General features: G+C 61.8%; 16 protein-coding genes and 1 pseudogene. 9 read left to right on the top strand and 8 right to left on the bottom strand.

The features are described 5' to 3' along the window. From D769_RS13265 to D769_RS13245, 4 genes and pseudogenes are all read left to right on the top strand, one after another. Positions 1-949: pseudogene (locus D769_RS13265) on the top strand (hypothetical protein); the annotation flags it as partial. A 1,264-nt stretch (positions 950-2,213) separates the two neighbouring features. Beyond that, positions 2,214-3,128, top strand: a complete 915-nt coding sequence (locus tag D769_RS13255; protein WP_152414985.1) for a hypothetical protein — start codon at positions 2,214-2,216, stop codon at positions 3,126-3,128. 561 nt (positions 3,129-3,689) lie between these two features. Further along, the gene (locus D769_RS13250; RefSeq protein WP_241227866.1) at positions 3,690-3,941 is read left to right on the top strand and encodes a hypothetical protein; all 252 of its coding nucleotides are present in this window, start codon (positions 3,690-3,692) and stop codon (positions 3,939-3,941) included. Between the two features lie 464 nt (positions 3,942-4,405). After that, positions 4,406-5,389, top strand: a complete 984-nt coding sequence (locus D769_RS13245) for a DUF6216 family protein (protein ID WP_346773383.1) — start codon at positions 4,406-4,408, stop codon at positions 5,387-5,389. Between the two features lie 167 nt (positions 5,390-5,556). Here D769_RS13245 and D769_RS13240 read toward each other — a convergent pair whose 3' ends face one another. From D769_RS13240 to D769_RS13205, 8 genes are all read right to left on the bottom strand, one after another. After that, positions 5,557-7,311 carry an amidohydrolase gene (locus tag D769_RS13240; protein ID WP_008645827.1) on the bottom strand — a complete coding sequence of 585 codons (1,755 nt, stop codon included), beginning with the start codon at positions 7,309-7,311 and terminating at the stop codon, positions 5,557-5,559. Between the two features lie 138 nt (positions 7,312-7,449). Continuing rightward, positions 7,450-8,394: a DMT family transporter gene (locus tag D769_RS13235; RefSeq protein WP_040011034.1), complete on the bottom strand. Its 945-nt coding sequence runs from the start codon at positions 8,392-8,394 to the stop codon at positions 7,450-7,452. Between the two features lie 105 nt (positions 8,395-8,499). Beyond that, entirely contained in the window at positions 8,500-9,318 is an 819-nt protein-coding gene (locus D769_RS13230) for an AraC family transcriptional regulator (RefSeq protein ID WP_008645823.1), read from the bottom strand. A gap of 37 nt (positions 9,319-9,355) precedes the next feature. Then, complete coding sequence (locus D769_RS13225) at positions 9,356-10,243, bottom strand: carbohydrate ABC transporter permease (protein WP_008645822.1); 888 nt, start codon at positions 10,241-10,243, stop codon at positions 9,356-9,358. A gap of 1 nt (position 10,244) precedes the next feature. Then, the gene (locus tag D769_RS13220; protein ID WP_008645820.1) at positions 10,245-11,177 is read right to left on the bottom strand and encodes a sugar ABC transporter permease; all 933 of its coding nucleotides are present in this window, start codon (positions 11,175-11,177) and stop codon (positions 10,245-10,247) included. Next, positions 11,174-12,211, bottom strand: a complete 1,038-nt coding sequence (locus tag D769_RS13215) for an ABC transporter ATP-binding protein (protein ID WP_008645819.1) — start codon at positions 12,209-12,211, stop codon at positions 11,174-11,176. Before D769_RS13215 ends, D769_RS13220 begins: the two co-directional genes overlap by 4 nt. Before the next feature lie 19 nt (positions 12,212-12,230). Further along, complete coding sequence (locus D769_RS13210) at positions 12,231-13,625, bottom strand: extracellular solute-binding protein (protein ID WP_008645817.1); 1,395 nt, start codon at positions 13,623-13,625, stop codon at positions 12,231-12,233. Between the two features lie 186 nt (positions 13,626-13,811). Beyond that, positions 13,812-14,471, bottom strand: a complete 660-nt coding sequence (locus tag D769_RS13205; RefSeq protein WP_008645815.1) for an isoprenylcysteine carboxylmethyltransferase family protein — start codon at positions 14,469-14,471, stop codon at positions 13,812-13,814. Positions 14,472-14,622: 151 nt separating this feature from the next. On the opposite strand from D769_RS13205, the gene D769_RS13200 reads away from it, so the two are divergent. From D769_RS13200 to D769_RS13180, 5 genes are all read left to right on the top strand, one after another. Further along, positions 14,623-14,946, top strand: a complete 324-nt coding sequence (locus D769_RS13200; protein WP_008645810.1) for a nucleotide pyrophosphohydrolase — start codon at positions 14,623-14,625, stop codon at positions 14,944-14,946. A 131-nt stretch (positions 14,947-15,077) separates the two neighbouring features. Continuing rightward, a complete protein-coding gene (locus D769_RS13195; RefSeq protein ID WP_008645809.1) occupies positions 15,078-16,028 on the top strand; it encodes a DUF72 domain-containing protein in 951 nt (316 codons plus the stop codon). Between the two features lie 13 nt (positions 16,029-16,041). Then, on the top strand, positions 16,042-16,725 hold the full coding sequence (locus D769_RS13190) for a DEAD/DEAH box helicase (protein ID WP_008645808.1): 684 nt from the start codon (positions 16,042-16,044) through the stop codon (positions 16,723-16,725). A 189-nt stretch (positions 16,726-16,914) separates the two neighbouring features. Then, on the top strand, positions 16,915-17,355 hold the full coding sequence (locus D769_RS13185) for a CBS domain-containing protein (protein WP_008645806.1): 441 nt from the start codon (positions 16,915-16,917) through the stop codon (positions 17,353-17,355). Positions 17,356-17,657: 302 nt separating this feature from the next. After that, a partial coding sequence (locus D769_RS13180) for an MDR family MFS transporter (protein ID WP_008645804.1) occupies positions 17,658-18,868 on the top strand: 1,211 nt, incomplete at its 3' end.

Genomic DNA, 18,868 nt, shown 5'->3' with positions numbered 1-18,868 from the left:
ATCACGAAAGCTGCTTATGCACAGTATAACGAGGCGTAGCTTTCACGTTGGAGAGGACTTCCCGCATCTGCTGACGGGGATCCGACATATGCTCGACGCACTTGAGTTGCTCGACCTGCGAGACGGTGACCGTATCGGGCACGGGACTGCAATGGGCATTTCTCCATCTCTTTGGGTCGAGCGCATGCCCGGCAAACTCAAGGTGCGACGTGGAGAGTGGATGCTTGACCTGCTCGCCGCCTGGCGCCTGATGCGCCAGTATCCGTCGGCTGGAGCGCAGGTTGAACGGGTCGCTGTCGCCATCTCTGGCCTTGCTAGTACTATTTTCCAGCGACAGGTGGATAGTGTGCTTCTGGAGCGCGTTATGCAGCTACGCCATCTGGACGCGAGGTTCGTTCAGCGCGCGCGAGACCCCAAGTGGGATTGGCGCCGAATCACGAGCCGGGCCACTCGCGAGGAAGGCCGGCTCGTTGCGATGGCGGTGGACGCGGATCCCGACGCCGTGAATCTCTTGTGGACCTGGCTTAGCGATCGGACAGTTTGGCGACGCAGCGAGGCATTGCTCGAGGTAGACGCAGCGTACTTTGAGCCAGATACGTTCATCCTGCTCCAGCAGGCACTTATGCATAAGGTGATGAACCGCGGAGTGATCATTGAAACGCTCCCATCGAGCAATGTTCGTATCAGCCTCTACAAGTCGTTCGATGAGCACCATGCGCTTCGCTGGATGCGGGTGCCAGGAGCGCTTCAGGAAGGTGATCCAGAGATAATGGTCTCACTCGGTTCCGACGATCCAGGCATCTTTGCGGGTGACTTGGGCGGTGAGTTTTACCAGCTGTATTCGGCATTGCGGAATCGGGGTATTGGTGACAAGGCTGCGTTGGATTACTTGAAGCCTCTCAATGAATGCGGGAGAACGCACCGATTCCACCACTCATCTTTAGGCTGAATGCCGACGCTTCAAGAAGAGTATCGGCATGTCGATATCGTGGAAGCTGCTGAGGCGGCTATTCCGAACTTCTCCGCTCGGTCAACAGAAGGAGAAATCCTTTGTCGGTGCGTTTAGATCCATTGAGGTCGATAAAAATGCAGATACCATGCGCCTCCTATACTCTGTAGGCATTGCCCGAGGCCGACGACCAAAATCTGCCAGTATGATTCGACAAAACGGCGTCGCGGCACGCAAAAAGGGGGGCTATCGGTGGATCTAGAGAGATTGCTCGTCCGTGCGGTGGAATTGCAAGAGGCCCTAGCCCGCGCAATGAATGGGGCCATCCCTTATGACTTTAGGTGGTCTGTTGCCCAGCGCGCTTGCGCGGTGGCTTGGGACCATGCATCGGCACTTCATCTTGCGATATCACATGAGTTGCTGGCGCCTGCAATAGGTCTGCTGCGGCTACAGTACGAGGCCTTCGCGCGCGCGGCCTGGCTTGGATATGCGGCTTCTGACCACAATCTCGAGTTGATTTCTGCCCCCTTATCGGAGAAGACTTCCGAAGCTGCAGAGAAGGTCCCCACCCTTTCTAAGATGGTTGAGCAGCTTGGCAAAAGCGATGCGCCGGGAGCTCGTTCGGCGCACCAGATGCTTCTCTCTTTCAAAGGTCCAAATTGGGCGGTCCTAAATTCGTATGTCCACACAGGGATCCATCCGCTGACCGCCGCGTCCGGTAAATTCCCGGAGCATTTGGCTGCTGGGGTCCTCAGAATGTCGAACGGGTTGGCTATCGGCAACGGAATGGTCGCCGTGGTTTCATCGGGCGATAGGATCCGGATCAACACTGTGCGATCAATTCAACAGCAATTTCTAGACTGTTGCCCCGACGTTGTTCACCCGACATAACGGTCTTTAGTCAATGCCCTACAGTTCTCCTTCAACGCATAGTGTGTGCGCCGCTGAAACCTACGGCAACCAGGGACATGTGAAGGTGAAGGCGTTTGTGTTCCGATGTCTCGCGGAGTGCTATTGCTTAACGAGCTTCGCCGGGTCCTCAGCCCTAAGCGACGGTTTGCGCCGTGAAGTATCCGACGGTAGTTCCGCGTGGACGAGCACCAGGTCCTCGACTCGTAGTGATCCTGCCACTTCCCTAAAGTGAACTCAGCGATCAGCTACTATCAGCGTGGCGCCTGTCGGAACTCTGAGCTTCCCGATAGCCCATTCGATAATCTCAGCTGGTGGCTTCATATATTGTCCAATTTAGTTGCCTGGGACAGGAATGAATCAGAACGTACCTGTGATGCTCGACGCATGCGTCGCCATGCGAGGCAGCTACGACAACTTGGTCGAGCGCGCCGACGGCGCGCTGAAATGGCTCGTCAGCAAGGGCGTTCGAGTCGACGCGACTCGAACGCAGAAGCTAATGAAGAGCATCAGCCAAATGAGCGATGCGGTCCGCTCCGGAAAGGCGCAGGAGCCCAACCTTGGGCAACTATGGGAAATCTCCGAGCTGGATGACCTTATCCAGATTGCGACACAGCTGGAACATATTGACGACCCGCGGTTTCTTGCGACTTTGGCGAAGGTGACAGGCGGCCCGCACCTTCTCGAAGAGGAAAAGACCACCGGCGGCAGCATTCAAGGTCGAAACGCTACCTTTGAATTATTTGCTGCTGCCCGATTTACAAGGGCTGGCCTTCCAGCGCTGTTCAAGTCTGATGCCGATGCGACGATTGAGACGCCATTGGGTGCCGTGGCACTCGAATGCAAGCGTATCGCCGCTGCCGAGAAGCTTGAGCGCAATATTGGCGAGGCAGCCTCTCAAATTATGAATCGCATTTCGAATGACGGCATCAAGGCGGGAATCGTGTGCGTATCGCTTTCGAGACTCGTCCACCAGATCGCCTTGGAAAATCGGGGCAACATCTTTGCCGACACATCGGAATTCCGGGACATGCTGCGCGCGATGTTGGCAAGTTGGGGGCCAGCGATTACCGCAGCGTGCGGTCACTTGGCTCCGTCAGTCCTGGCGATTGGGATGCACTACAAGTTGCCTTTTATTGACAAATCGACATGCGCACCGACGATGCTGAGCCGGTTCATGTTGTATAACCTGCTCGACAAGACTCACCAGCAAGCTATGCTTGAGTTGGGCGTGTACATCCACGAACGGCTTGGCGCGTCGACCAGGTAGCGTTCCTCGAAACGTGCCAATCCGTCGTACCAAAACTTGAACGCCTGCTTCGGGGTGCGGTGACGATCTTGCACGGCAATGCGGAGTCGGTCTGCAGCCCTCGGCCATCCCGTAGCAACGACGAACCAAATCTTGAGGCGACCATGCCGACTGAGTTTCGAATGGTTTCCTGTGGTCCGGTTCAACCCGCTTCTGCCGAAAAATAGCATCAATGTTCCGCCGCTGGAGTTCAACGAGCGAGTTGGGGGCGGAGCAAAAACTCACCGGGCATCATGGTCTTTGGCGGTACTGAGGTTTGCTTCTGTGGTGGCACCCGGACTCCATGGGTGACCGACCGTATCATGTCCTCGTCATTGGAGATCGCCCATGCCTCGGCCAGGTAGGAAAAGACGGAACGACGAATTGCTTCAGCGTTCGGGCAACGTCAGAGGGATTAGCGCCAGCCTAAGTATTCGCGCAGACAGACCTCGATCCTTGCAGCCAGAACGGGCGACTATGCTTACCATGCACATCGAGGGAGAATTCACAGAGCTAGTCGCAGGAATTTCGCAGTTTTCGATCATGGCCTACGTCAATACGAATCCCGTCGTGGGTCAGGCGGAGGTGCCATCGATTGGCGCCTTCACTGCTATCAAACCAGCTCTACAGGGCGCCATCGACCTATCCCCAAGTGAATTTCAGTCTCTGCTAACGATGGCGTCTGCCGGAATGCTTCGATCCTGCTATTTCGTGTTCACGAAGCCTCGCTACCGTTCGGCATTGATAGTCAACGCGGACTTCAATTCGATGACGACGGACGAGCTTGCCGATTAGCCTATGCTGCCGGGAAGCCGCTGCTAGTGTGGCTGGTGAGCTTGCGGAACCCAAAACACCATGTCGAGCAATCGTCCAGCTTGCGCGGTTTCAACCGGCGTATCCGTTAGGTGCGATACGGTAAAGGTAACGGTTCATAAGATCCACCGAGGGCTGCTTTGAGATTCTCTCAAACTTGAGGAGCGGGTCGTCCGCGACGATCAGGAACAGCGTGGGCCCAGGGATTTCGGCAAGGGTGGGCTGAAAAGGGAGGGGAAGTGCCTCGGCGGGCGCTTGCGGAGCAGTCTCACTAATTCGTGTCCCGACTCACGCTAGTCTCACTAATTCCGGTTCTGAGGCGCGCGAACCGTGACTGAATTAATTGATAAGTCCTTGATTTCTCGGAATACGCAGTCTCACGAATTCCGGTTTCTCACAGTTGGCATTGCTGGACCACGCTTTGCCGACTGAGAGATGTTGAATGCATGAACGCCCGGCCAGTCCGGGCGTTTTGCTGTGGCTTTGGCGCTGCGAAAGGTCGAGGCTTGCCAGTGGAGCGAGGAATGTTGGAAGGGATCCGTAGCGGCATTGGAATTCTGACAAGCCTGGGAGTTGTACTCCCAGTCTTCGCAGTCGTTGGACTTGGATTCCTGGGGGCCTATGTCTGGCGACGAGCCGGGTCATCCCACAGCCTTATGACAAGGCTCTGGCAGCTATTTCACGGCAAGCAAGAATGCAAGGACCCCGTGATCGGTGAGTTTCTTGACGAGCAGGGGGCTCTTCTTCAATTTCGCTTCACGACGGGTGTGCGCGCGCGAACGCGGCAGCAGGCTCAGGCTTTAATCCGATGGACGCGTGAGAACAACGAGGACATGGGGCATGTCGCTGCATGTGGGCCATATTTCGATCTCGAGAAAGTCGAACTCAAAGCGGAAGATCAACTGCCCAACGGCTGGCTCCTTCTCGCGAGATTCTTCGCCGCCATAGTGTTCTTCACCCTTAGCTTGACAGCCGCGTGGGGAATCGCATTTTGGGATGATGCAGTTCTTCAAATGAAGAAGAGCAAAGTCTTCTTCTCTATCAACGCGACGAGTGCAAAACGATTCGGTGTCGCGGAGAAGCTCTCACTTGATCAATGCTCAAACCAAACGGCTGCCGACTCAACGTTTAGCCCAGAAGACAGAGAGATCGTGTGCAAGCTTCTCAGGAGCGATGGGCTGGCCTCATACATCAATGAAACCGTGAAATCGCAGCGACTTGCACTAGCATTTCTTCTACTGGCGTTTGCGTTCTTCTGCCGCGAACTCACTGTATGGTTCCTTCAAGGTGTGAGCTCTCAAGAAATGCTCCGGCGCCTGCGTGGCCGCAAGCGCTTAGAGGGCCCGTTGGCTCTCGTCGAGCCCGGAGGCAATCCTCAGACTCACGATAGCCGTCACGATGGTGCAGTTGGCACCCCCACACGCAAATGACGGAGCGGACAAGCTCGCAATGGTCGCTTCATAGGGACACTTGAATCGACGTCACAGCATCGCGGAGCGCGGCAGAAAATGGCCGCGAAGATATGCCGCAGTGCAAGCTTGAAGCGGAAATGGCGGCAAGCGCCATTTCCGCACAGGTGGGCACCAACATCCACCCCTCAAACCGCAAACCGTCTCCGTCCCTCCGACCAAGTCTCCAGCACCTTCAACTTCCCAATCTCCTCCGGCGCCATCTGGAGCGGGTCCTTATCCACAATCACCAGATCCGCATACTTCCCCGCCTCCAGGCTGCCGACGATCTGGTCCATTTGGCATTGCCACGCCGCGTCGATCGTCACCGCCCGCAGTGCCTGCGCCACGGTAATGCGCTCCGCCGGGTTGAGCACGCCACCGCCGTCGCGCATGGTGCGGTTGACGGCGTTGTCCATGTAGCGGATCGGCTCGATCGGCGTCACGTTGTAGTCGGAGTGGAGCGAGATGCGCAGGCCGCCGCGCAGTGCCGATGCGCAGGGGTCGTAGAACTGGGCGCGCTGGGGGCCGAGGATGTTGTCACGGAATGCCTTGCCCCAGTAGTGCACGTGTCCGATCAGGAATGACGGCGACACGCCGAGCTTTGCCATTCGTTGAATCTGCTCGGGGTGCAGGACGCTGCAGTGTTCGATGCGGTGTCGATGATCGGCGCGTGGTGAGCGTTTCAGCACGTGTTCGTAGACGTCCAGCGTGGTGTCGATGGCGGCGTCGCCGTTGGCGTGGACGGCGACTTGCCAGCCGAGGTCGTGCGCGCGTTGCACGCCCTCGATCAGTTGCTCGGCCGTGTAATTCAGCGCGCCGCGGCTGGTGGAGTTGAGATACGGCTCGCGCTGGTAGCCGGTGCGGGCCTGGTTGGAGCCGTCGGACCAGAACTTGATGCCGTGAAGCCGGAAGCGATCCGTGCCGGCGCCCGGCTTGATGCCTCGCTCTACCCAGCCATCCATCCGGTCGGACGTCAGGAAGCCCGAATAGCGGACAGGAGGATCGTCGCGCATGGCGGCGTTGACGATATCGAGGTCATGCACGCCGCTGGTGCCAATGCCGGCATCGTGCAGGCTGGTACACCCCACGGCGCTGGCGCGGTCGAATAGCTTGCGAATGCTGGCGACCATTTGCGCGGCGTTGGGCATCGGGGCGACTTTCAGGAAAGGGCCGTATGCGGGGCCTTCTTCAAGTCGGCCGGTCAGGTCGCCCTTGTCGTCGCGGACAAAGCGGCCCTGGGGTGGGTTCGGCGTATCGCGCGTGACGTTGGCGAGCTTCAGGGCCGCGCTGTTGACGTAGGCAATGTGTCCGTTCGATTCCAGGATGAAGACCGGATTGTTGGGCGCGACGGCATCGAGCCGTTGTCGCGTGACCGGTGCGCCGGGCATCAGCGAGGGATCGAGCGCCTGCGCGCGGACCCACTCGCCCGGCTTGGACTTTGCCGCCTCGGCTCGGATCTTCTCGAGTGCCTGGTCAATCGACGTGGTGGTGAACGGGCCCACGTCGAGCCATGCGTCGAGCACGGCCAGCGCGGAGTGCATGTGTGGTTCGACGAATCCCGGCAGCAGCGTGCGTCCACCGAGGTCGATGGTTTGCGTGTCCGGGCCACGGAACTGCGCGACCGCTTCCATCGAGCCAACGGCCACGATGCGGCCATCGCGCACGGCCAGGGCCTTGGCCGTCGGCGATCCGCTGGCCATGGTGTAGATCGGCCCGTTGGTGAAGATGAATTGCGCGTAGGGGGATGTCGAAGGAGACGTAGCCGGGGGGCTCTCGGCGTAAGCCGAGGGGAATCCGAAGGTGGACATTGCACCGAGCGCCAGCGCGCCGGTCAGGAAGTCTCGGCGCGACGCGCGCGCGAGCAGGACTGCTGCACCACCAGGACTGCAGTAGAAGCACATGTGGTTACCCCATCGTTATCGTTGCTGTGTTGGGAATGGCGCGTATGTGGCGTCGACTGTAGCCTGCCGGACGATAGCAGTGACCGTCCATCAGCGTTTTCGTCAATTGCCGGCGTGGCTCGCAAAAGCGAACGCCGTCTATCGGTGCGAGGCGGCATCACCTTCGGCATCTGCCATCGCACTATCGGTCATGTCAGTAGATTGAGACATCCCAAGGCTGAACACCGCGACCAGCACGCAACCGATGCCGATGATCTGGCTCTGGCCGATCTGTTCGCCGAGCAGCGCGGCAGCCAGCACTACCGCTGATACCGGTGCCACCGCAGTGAACAGCGCCGCCTCTGCACCGCTCACTCGCGCCGCGCCGGCGTACCAGAGCAGAAAGCCCCCCACGGTTGGAATCAGCGCGTAGTACGCGACGGCGGCGAGCGCGTCGCCGGAGAGCGCGTCGCCGGAGAGCGCGTGCATCCACGGCATCTCGAAGCCGGCCGGTATCGCCGCCACCGCGAGTCCGAACGCGGCCATGATGGTCGAGAGTGCAAGCGGCGCGATTGGTGTCTGGATCCGCTTGTTGAGCAGGATGAAGACACCCTCGCAGCCCACGGCGCCGAAGATCAGCACGCTGCCGAGCAATGAGTGCGCACTGCCTGCGTCGTCGCGGAATACGATAGTCAGGACACCGGCAGCCGCCAATGCGATGGCCAGCAACACGGCGCGTCGCGGCCGCTCGCCAAGCACCATGATGGCGATTGCCGCGGAGACCACCGGCAGCGTGCCGATGATCACGCCCGCGTCGGTGGCAGAGGCATGCCGGAGCCCCAGGATCAGCAGCGTCGTATAGCCGACGCTTCCAGCGCCCGCCTGCACCAGCAGCAGGCCCCATTCCCTCGGCGCGAGGATTGGCCAGGTTGTTCGGGTCACGCGCATCAGTACAAGGAACAGCGGAAGCGCGATGGCGAAGCGAAGCGCCGTTGCAGTGAACGGTGGCAGGCCGGCGGCCACGATCTTGCTGGCCACCACGGTGCTGCCGACCGTGATCATCGCCAGCGTCAGATAGAGATAGCCGTGCATTCGTCTGGACATGGTCCTTCCTTTCTTGCCCGATGGGGGATGGCGGAAAGGTGCAGGATCGCGAACCGGACGCGGTGTCGTCTTGAATGAAATTGCAAGCGTGGCGGGGAAGGCCGGCTACGATGCGCTGCAGGCACGCGCGTACATGCTGGGCGAGATGCCGTACGTGCGAACAAAGATGCGCGTCATATGGCTCTGGTCGGCGAAGCCGCTCGCTGCGGCAGCGTCCGCGAGCGACATGCCGCGCGCGATCAGATGCCGCGCCGCGATGATGCGGCGCTGGATCATGTAGGCGTGTGGCGTCATGCCAGTCGCCCGCGAGAACGCGCGGATGAACTGGAAGCGGCTCAGGCGGCACTCATCGGCCAGTTCGCCGAGCGTGAGCGGCGCGGCTGAATCGTCGTCGATGCGACGTCGCGCCATTGCGATCTCTGCGAAGCCCGGGCTGCGTGTGTCCGAGCGGGTTTGCCCATGCATCGTGTCGGCCAGCAAGGTGAGCAGCAATTCCTCGCGCAGTACCGAGGCATGTTCCGCGTGCGCGGCCGTCATGGCGGCGAACAGTGTCAGAAAGCGTTGCGCGAGCCGCACATCGCGCATGACTGGGTGGGCGAACTCGAAGTTCCGTGTCCGTCCTTCCGTCACATCCAGGATCGCGTCGGCGACCACGGGTGGATCTAAATAAAGCATCTGCCAGGCACGGCCGGCATCGCCGATCGGCATGCCGTCGTGCACTTCGCCAGGGTTGACCGTGATCGTGTCGCCGGGACCGGCCTCCACGATTCCCTGCCCGCTGGCCGATTTCTGCGCGCCCTTGCCGATCACACCGATGCCAAACTGATCATGCGTATGCCGACCGAACGCGTGGCGCGAGTCGGCCTGCACAGCCTGTGCGCCGGCAACATGACAGCGGAACATCTGGAACTGGCCTCCGGCCATTTGCGCTCCCATTTGTCTGGCCATTCGTGCGACACCGCTACTTTATCGCGCCCACGGTGAAAGCGGCGACAAAGCGATCGAGGAACACGTTGTACAGCAGCGCTACCGGCACGCTGACGATCAGGCATGCACCCATCAGCGAGCCCCAGAAATAGACGTCGCCGCGCACAAGGAAAGTGGGCACGCCCACGCTGACCGTGTACTGCGAGGAACTCGTGATGAACGTCAGCGCGTAGACAAACTCCTGCATCACCAGCGTCAGCGTGAAGATGATGACGGTGAGAATGCCCGCTGACGATAGCGGCACGATGACTTTCAGGAACGCGCCAAAGCGGCTCATGCCATCCATCATCGCGGCTTCCTCAATGTCCCGGGGCACCGCCTTGAAGAAGCCCATCATCAGCCAGGTGCAGAACGGCACGGTAAAGCTCGGGTACACGAGCACGAGCGACCAAAGCGAGTCCTGCAGACCCAGCGCGCCGACGATGCGCGAGAACGGAATGAACAGGATCGTGGGCGGAATCAGATAAGTCAGGAAGATGGCGATGGCGAGTTGTCGTCCTCGGGGTCCCGATAGTCGCGCCAGGCTGTAGCCCGCCGGTACCGCGAGCACGAGCGTGATGATGACCACGAAAACGCCCACCAGCAGCGTGTTGAGCAGCCATCGCAGGAATGCGGTTTCCTGGAACAGTACCCGCAGGTTCTCCATCGTGGGTGGCAGATTGAACACGAACGGATTGTTGGCTGTGTTGATCAGGTCGTGCACATCCTTGAAGGTGGTGATCAGCATCCAGTAGAACGGGAAGGCGCAGAACACGGCGAAGGTCGCCAGTGTGGCGAACACCGCTACCCACGCGCAGCGCGCGGGCCAGCGCGACGCAAGCCAAGCCTGCTTCCAGCCTTCTGATGCCGATATCGCTTCCATGTCACGTCACCTCGGAACGATGCGCCACCGTCAGCAGCAACGTGACGACCGCCACCAGCAGTGGGAACAGGAAGAGCGAGATCGCCGCGCCTTCAGCCAGGTCACCGCCTTGTATGCCTGTAAAGAAGGCCAGGCTGGCCAGCACCTGGGTCGTATCGTAGGGGCCGCCGCGCGTGAGCACGTAGATGATGACCATGTCGGTCAGCGTGAAGACGATGCCGAACAACATCGCCACCAGCATGACCGGCATCAGCAACGGCACGTCGATCCTGAACAGCCGCCGCCAGAAGCCTGCGCCATCCATGGCAGCGGCATCGTGCAGATCCTGCGGGATGCCTTGCATCCCGGCCAGGATGATGACGGTGGCCAATGGCAGCAATCGCCAGACATCCACCAGAATTACGGACGCCATCGCCAGATCAGGCTGGCCAAGCCAGATCGGCCACATGTTCGGGCCGAAAGGGCCGATCGCGCGTAACGTCCAGTTGATGATGCTGTAGACCGGGTCGAAGATCCACAACCAGCCAATCGATCCCAGCGAAATTGGCGCCACCCATGGCAGCAGGATCAGCAGTCGCACGAGCCACTTGCCGGGGAAGTCACGCACCAACGCCAGCGCCAGCGCCTTGGCGAGCACGACTACCAGCGCTTGCGAGACCAGCGTGAACACCAACGCATTGCGCAGCGACTGCCAGAACGTCGGGTTCGCCACCACGCTCCGGAAATTCTCCAGCCCGATGAAATGCGGCATCGGACTTCCGACGGTGACATCGGTCAGGCTGTACCAGATCGATAACAGGAAAGGAAAGCCAAGCAGCAGCGCGATATAGATGACCGCAGGCGCGAGCATCATGGCGCCTAGCCGGCGGTCATCATGCGGCGTATCCGACGTCTCGTGATCCGGTCTGCCAAGGGTGGCCGATAGCGCGCTCATGTCACGCCTTCCGCCACGCTCAGGCTTGTGCCGCTGCTCGTGTCGAAGCGGTGCAGATCGGCACGGCGCACGGCGAATATGTGACGCGTGCCAGGTTGCGGTGACACGTTCACCGTGCACGGTATCCGGGAGATGACTTTTACGGGCGGCTGCGGTGGCGCCAGCACGCCGTACACGAGGCGGTCCGCGCCCAGGTTCTCGATGCGGGTGATGTCCAACGGAAACCGCTCCAGCGATGCATCGGCGGTGAAGACGTCCTCGGGCAAGAAGTGCTCGGGTCGGAAGCCGATCTCCATGCCGTCCCTGGCAACGAGATTCATGGGAGGTGACCCGATGAACGTGGCGACGAACCGATCGACAGGATGCGCATACACGCGCTGCGGCGTGTCGAGTTGACGTATGCCGCCGTGATCGAGCACGGCCACGCGATCCCCCAGTGCCAGCGCCTCCACCTGATCGTGGGTCACGTAGATCGTCGTGGTGCCGAGGCGGCGTTGGAGTTGCTGCAGTTCCTCTCGCGCCGAAGCACGGAGCTTGGCGTCGAGATTCGATAGCGGTTCATCGAGCAGGAATGCAACGGGGTCGCGCACGACAGCACGCGCAAGCGCCACGCGCTGACGTTCGCCGCCCGAGAGCTGACGTGGTTTCCGCGCGAGAAGATGCCCAATGCCGAACAGCGAGGCAGCCCACTCGACCTTGCCGTCGATCTTGTCGCGCGCCATATGCCGGGCCTGCAGCGGAAAGGCGATATTGCCCGCTACGGTCAGATGCGGATACAGCGCGTAACTCTGGAAAACCATCGCCATGTTGTGCGCACGCGGCGGGAGCCCCGTGACGATGCGCCCGCTCACCAGGACATCGCCGGAGGTTGGCGTCTCGAGTCCCGCGATCATGCGCAGCAGCGTCGTCTTGCCCGAGCCGGATGGGCCCAGCAGCACCAGGAACTCGTGCTCGCGCACGGCGAGGTCGATGGCGTCGACGGCGGTGGTGCTGTCGTAACGCTTGGTCAGCGAGCGTGTTTCCACTGTGGCCATGATGATTGCGCACGCGAGGCTATACCAGCCCCCTGGCCTTCCATTTTGCGAAGATCCGCTTGCAGGCGTTCTCGGCATCGCGGATGGCGTCCTCCGGTGACGCGTCGCCGGTTGCGGCGCGGGCGAACATCGTGTTGAGGACCCACGTGTTGAAGATCTCGTCGATAGCGGCGTTGGCGTATCCGGGGTAGCCCACGTTGGTGGCCTGTTCCATCAGCACGCCCAGCACCTTGTACTTGTCATGGGGCGTGGCCTTGGCGTCCGCCGCGATCATCGTCTTGAGGTCGGGCACGGTGCTCGGGAAGCAGGGGAAGTTGTAGAACTCGCTGCCAACGAAGCCATCGCGAAAGTTGTCGATGTAGTCGACGAGGAACTGCTTCGCGCCGGCAATGTTCTCGGCGAATTTCCAGATCACGTAGCAGTCCATCACGTGCTCCAGGCAGATGCGTTGCGCGGGGCCGCGCAGTGCCTGCGTCAGCCAGATGTCGGGCGTGACCGGAATCTGCTTGTTCTCGCCTTCGCGCGTGATCGAGATGGCGTTCAGGCAGAGCGAGATCTTGCCGGCCAGCATGGCCCGGTTGTTCGAGGATGGGTCCCAGGCCAGCACTTCGGGCGTCATGGTGTCGCGATACAGCGCCCGCACGTACTTGACGGCCTCGAGCGTGCCGGGCGAGTTCAGCACGACATTGCCGCGCATGTCCTGCACGGCGCCACCGAACGCATAGAGGATCGTGCGCATGGCCATGGCGGTATCGAGTTCCGCGGAGAGGCCGATACCCACCGGCACGCCCTTCGCCTGCTTGATCTTGCGCCCGGCGGTCAGCACGTCGTCCCAGCTATCGGGAGGCTTCGCGCCGATGGCATCCCACAGGTCCTTGCGGTAATTGACCGGGTCCGGCACGAAGCTGTCGGAGAAGGCGAAGTACTTGCGGGTCTTCGGGTTGTAGGTACTGCGAACCGCCAGTTCCACGGGCTTGCCATGCTTGCGCTGGCATTCCTCGTAGATGTCGCGATGATCGATGACCTGGTCCTCGTACACCGGCGGCGGCGACAGGAACATGAAGAGATCGTGCCCCTTCTGGGCCGACACCTCGGCAGCGGCACGCGTAGCCAGCGCCGGAATACCGACGTGATCGACGATGACTTCCGTATCGTGGCGCTGGCCCCATTCCTTCACATACGTGTTGTCGAACCACTTGTCGTAGCCCGGCACGAAATGGTTCCACTGAAGAATCCTGAGCGTGTGCCTGGCCGCTGCGTGCGCGGCACCGGGGCGCGCCAGCGGTGCCAGGCCCGTGGCCAGTGCGGCGGCGGCCGCGGCTTGCATGACGTGGCGACGCTGCGGACTGGTGACGGAAGCATTGCCACCGCTGGGCCGGGTACGGAGCCCGGCAACGGGCGTGGTGTTCTTCATGAGAGCCTCGCAAACATGATGAGAGCCTCATGTGCTCTGTTTGCGTGGCTACTGGGCAGGGTGGCTACGCGCCGGGGCGCATGTGCCTATTTTTCAAGCATAGGCCCGTGTGCGGGAAATTCAATCACGGTGTGATGCCAAGGGCTTGATTCGATGGGATTCCCGCCACGTGATCCGCGCGCGGGCCTAGTACAAGCCCGGCAACATGCGCCACGTACGTGCGCAGTACTGTTCGTACTCGACGCCGAACTGGCTCCGCAACAGCGCTTCCTCGGCCCGGATGCGGGCGACAAGCGGCGGGAGCATCAGCAGGGCCAGCAGCACGCCCACCCATGAGCGGAACACCAGTCCCCATCCCAGCGAGCTGATCACGAAGCCCACATAGCTTGGATTGCGAATCACGCTGTAGATGCCCGTCGTGACCAGCGTATGCCCGGGCTGGATCGCCACGAGCCCGCTGAAACGCCGGCCCAGCACGAAGACGGGCCAGAGCCGCAGCGCGCCGCCGGCGACAAACAGGAACAGGCCGATCCAGCGAATCGTATTGCCGTCGATCGACCAAACATCGAGGCGGTCCGTATAGGCAGGCAGGAATCCCGCGAGCAGGCTGAGCACGCTGAATGCCACCAGTACCCATCGGTTATCGCGGTCCTCGCGTTCGCCAGCGCTGATATTGCCGCCGGAGAAGATGGCGATGACCGCCATCACCAACGTCGCGACGACTGCCAGCGTGCGCGCGGTATCGGCGAAGTACGCCGCGATACCACCCCATCCGAGCACGGGCAACGCCAGGTACGCGATGGCGCCCGCGATGGTGATGATCGCCATTTTTGGCGTGGGACGCATGAGTGCCTCCGTTTGCAGTGGGCTTCACATGCGAGCCTATGCCTCGCGCGCGGCGCTGTCGAGTGGCGGTATGTGGCAGCGTGTGGGGGCATCCGGCTGTCGTTCGGTGTGACAATACGTGCCTGTCAGCGACATCCACTTTGCATCCACAATGGCTCTCATCGATATCAGCAATCTCCAGCAAGCGGCGGCCGCCTTCGGCGAGGCCCGGGGCTGGGGCAAGTATCACAGCCCGAAGAACCTCGCGATGGCGCTCAGCGTCGAAGTGGCCGAACTGGTGGAGATCTTCCAGTGGCAAACCGAAGAGGAATCGCGCGGGATCATGTCAACCGACGAGCGCGCGCACGTCGAGCAGGAACTGGCCGATATCACCATCTACCTGACGCAGCTCGTGACCGCGCTTGGCGTCGATCTCGACGCGGCGGTGCAGGCGAAGATGGAGATGAACGCACGCAAGTATCCCGCGCCAAAGTAAGGCCGGAGACGAGCAGGAGGGCTGCGCAGCCCTCGCCCACTGGCGCGTTTCGATTCACATGTCCGCGGGCTTCCGCCACGCCGCTCAAATCCGGCTAGACTTGCTCCACCAATCCTCGCGGAGATCAGGTCATGGCGGTTACCAGACAGGGCAAGTCGGCGAGCAACATCCATATCGGCATCGGCGGCTGGAACTATGCGCCGTGGCGCGACAACTTCTATCCGACGGGGCTCGCGCAGGCACGCGAGCTGGAATATGCAAGCCGGCATCTGACCGCGATCGAGATCAACAGCACGTACCACGGCACGCAGAAGCGCACGTCGTTTGCGAACTGGCGCGATGCCACGCCCGATGGCTTCGTCTTCTCGGTCAAGGCTTCGCGCTTTGCGACCAATCGCCGCGTGCTGGCCGAAGGGAGCGATTCGATCAGCCGGTTCATCGACAGCGGCATTGCCGAATTGCGCGAAAAACTGGGCCCGGTCGTCTGGCAGTTCGCGCCGACCAAGCAGTTCGTGGCCGACGATTTCGAGGCCTTTCTGAGCCTGTTGCCGACCTCGGTGGAGGGTGTGAAGCTGCGGCACGTGATGGAGGTGCGTCACGAGAGCTTCATGTGCGACGCTTACCTGAAGCTGGCGCGCAAGTTCAAGGCGGCCACCGTCTTCACCGACTCACCGAAGTTTCCGTCGTTCGCGGATCTCACTTCGGACTTCGTGTATGCGCGGCTGATGAACGCCGACGAGAAGGTCGCGACGGGCTATGCGCCGAAGGCGCTGGACCAATGGGCGAAGCGGGCATCGGCATGGGCTGGTGGCAAGGCACCGGACGACCTGCCGCGTGTGGAAGACGATCCCGCTGGCAAGCTCAAGCCGAAGGAAGTGTTCCTGTTCTTCATCAACGGTGCGAAGGAGCGCGCGCCGGCTGCGGCTGGCGCATTGCTTGAGAGGCTTGGCTGGGTGCCGACCGAGACAGTGCCGATGAAGGCTTCAACGCCGAAGCCGCCTGCCGCGAAGAAGACCGCGGCGGTCAAGACGGTGACCAGGAAACCGGCGGCCACGAAAACCGTGGCGCGAAAGATTGCATGACGGTGTTTCTGCCATGCGCGTCACCAAGTTCTCCGCATCGATGCCGATTTCGACCGGCACGCCGTTTTCCGCGCTTCCGCTGACACCTGCTTTGCAGGTGACGCTGACGGAACTCGGATGGCACGCCATCAATCCGCTTCAGGCGGCCGTGCTGCCAGAGGCGCTGGCCGGCCGCGACCTCATCGTGCAGGCGCCTCCCGGCAGTGGGCGTACCGTGGCCTTCACCGTTGCCCTGCTCCATCGTCTCGATCCGCGCCGGTTCGATGTGCAGGCGCTGGTGCTCTGCCCGACGCGCGAGCGCGTGCAGCATGTTGCCCAGCGCATCAGGGACTGCGTGCGCGCCGCCCGGCACGTGAAGGTCGTGGCGCTGATGCATGGCGCGGCCATGCGTCCGCAGATCGACAGCCTGATCCACGGCGCGCACGTCGTGGTCGGCACGCCGGGCAGGGTTGTCGACCACCTGGATGCTGGCAGCCTCGATCTGCGGGCGATCGGCATCCTGGTGATCGACGACGCCGAATCGATGCTCGACCTCGGACTTGTCGACGATGTCGGCTTTGCGGCGAGCCGTTGTCCGAAGGGCCGGCAGACGCTGTTGTTTTCCACCTCGTTCGATAGCGACCTGGATCCCGAGGTGGCGCGGTTCTCAAGGCTCTGGCTCAGGAAGCCACGACACATCGCTCACTTGCCGGATTGATGCCGGGGTGCGTGCCCCATTCCGATGCGCGTTTTGCGCGAAACAAAGATTCGTGAAAGTCACCCTGTGAGTGCCGCGATTCCTTTGCTAATCTGAATGGACGCAGCCGGACGCACGTTGCGCAGTGCCGCTGGCGCGGCCCGCACAGGGCAGTGAATGTTTCCAAAACGGCAACAAGGAGTCGGTGTCATGAAAACCGCGCGGCAGGTTCTGGAAAGCAAGGCAAATCAGGCGATCTTCAGCATTCCTCCCACGGCGACGGTCTATGCTGCGCTGCAACTCATGGCCGAGAAGGGCATTGGTGCCCTGCTGGTGATGGAGCAGCAGAAGATCGTCGGCATCATCAGCGAACGGGATTACGCGCGCAAAGTGATCCTGATGCAACGCACATCGCGCGAGACCCTGGTGCGCGAAATCATGACCTCAGCGGTGATCTATGTCCGGGCTGACCAGACCACCGACGAGTGCATGGCGTTGATGACCCGGCATCGCTTGCGTCACTTGCCAGTGATGAATAGCGATCAACTGCTCGGCATGATCTCGATCGGTGACCTCGTGAACGACATCATCAGCGAGCAGCGCTTCACTATCGAGCAACTGGAGCACTACATCCACGGAGGCTCGCGCTAAGCGGTCTGTTTTCGCGCCGATCGCACGGCGATCGGCCGCGATCTCCGGGTAACGTCAAATGTGATGCGAGGGCGGCCGCAGGCCGGCTTTCGCCTGTCCGGTATTCGGACAATTCCGTCAGCGCCAAATGCTAAGCATGCATATAATTATGCGGTTACTGAATTAGGCCGCATATACCGACTTGCGGCCGCACCCTCCCTCCCCGCATGTCGTCGACCGCCCCCGCCAGCCAGTCCACCGCAGAGGCCCTAGAGGCCACAACTTCCCTCCCCCAAGCCGCCGTTCACGATCACGCGTCGATCATGCGTGTGATCGGTGGCATCGTGCTGTGCATTCTGCTCGCGGCGCTCGACCAGACCGTGGTGATCCCGGCCGTGCCGGCGATCGCAAACGATCTCAACGGATTTGGGCACCTGTCGTGGATCGTGACCGCGTACCTGATCGTGTCGACGGTGACCACGCCGCTGTACGGCAAGCTGTCGGACAGTTTCGGGCGTCGCCGTCTGCTGATGGTGGCGATTTCGCTGTTCATCCTGGCCTCGGTGGCCTGCGCGCTGGCGCAGACGCTGCCGCAGCTGATCCTGTTCCGCGCGCTGCAGGGCCTTGGCGGTGGCGGCCTGATGTCGCTGGCGCAGGCGGCCATTGCCGACGTGGTGGCGCCGCGCGAGCGTGGCCGCTATCAGGGATACCTGGCCACGGTCTGGGCGATCTCGTCGATCGCGGGGCCGCTGGTAGGCGGCTGGGTGTCCGATCACATGTCGTGGCGCTGGCTGTTCTGGATCAACGTGCCGCTCGGGCTCCTGGCGATGACCATGTGCTATCGCGGGCTCGCGCATCTAAAGCCGCGCGGCGGCCGGCCCCAGGTCGATTGGCTAGGCGCCCTGCTCCTGGCCGTGGCCATTGTCGCGTTCCTGCTTGCCATGAGCTGGGGCGGCGAGGCGTTCGCCTGGATCTCGCCCGAGATGGCCGCCCTGCTGGCGCTCTCGCTGGCGGCCGTGCTGTTGCTAGCCTGGCAGGAGCGCCGCGCCGCCGACCCGATGCTGCCGCCGCGCCTGTTCCGCAATCGCGCCTATGTGATGGGCGTGGGCGCATCGGCGCTGGCCGCGCTCAATATCTTCCTGTGCATCTTCGCCCTGCCCCTGCATTTCCAGCTCGTGCGTGACGCCGATGCGTCGATGTCGGGCCTGCTGGTGGTGCCGTTCCTGCTGGCGACCGTCGCCGGCAACTTCGTGGTGGCATGGCTCGCGCCACGGCTGGGCCGTATGCGTGTCATCCTGACCATCGGCTTCGTTGCCGCGGCGGTCGGGCTGGTCTCGCTGGCCGCCGTGACCGTCGCCGTGCCAACCTTCTTCGTCCTGCTGGCGATGACGATCGGCGGTATCGGCCTGGGCATGGCGATGGTTGGCACGCTGATCAGCGTGCAGAACGCGCTGGAGCGCCGCGATATGGGCGCGGGCACCGGCGCCCTGCTCGTGCTGCGCTCGCTCGGCAGCTCGATCGGCGGCGCGCTGGC

It is taken from the genome of Cupriavidus sp. HMR-1, from assembly GCF_000319775.1.
Taxonomy (GTDB): Bacteria; Pseudomonadota; Gammaproteobacteria; order Burkholderiales; family Burkholderiaceae; genus Cupriavidus; species Cupriavidus metallidurans.
This window is presented reverse-complemented; position numbering and strand designations above follow the sequence as displayed.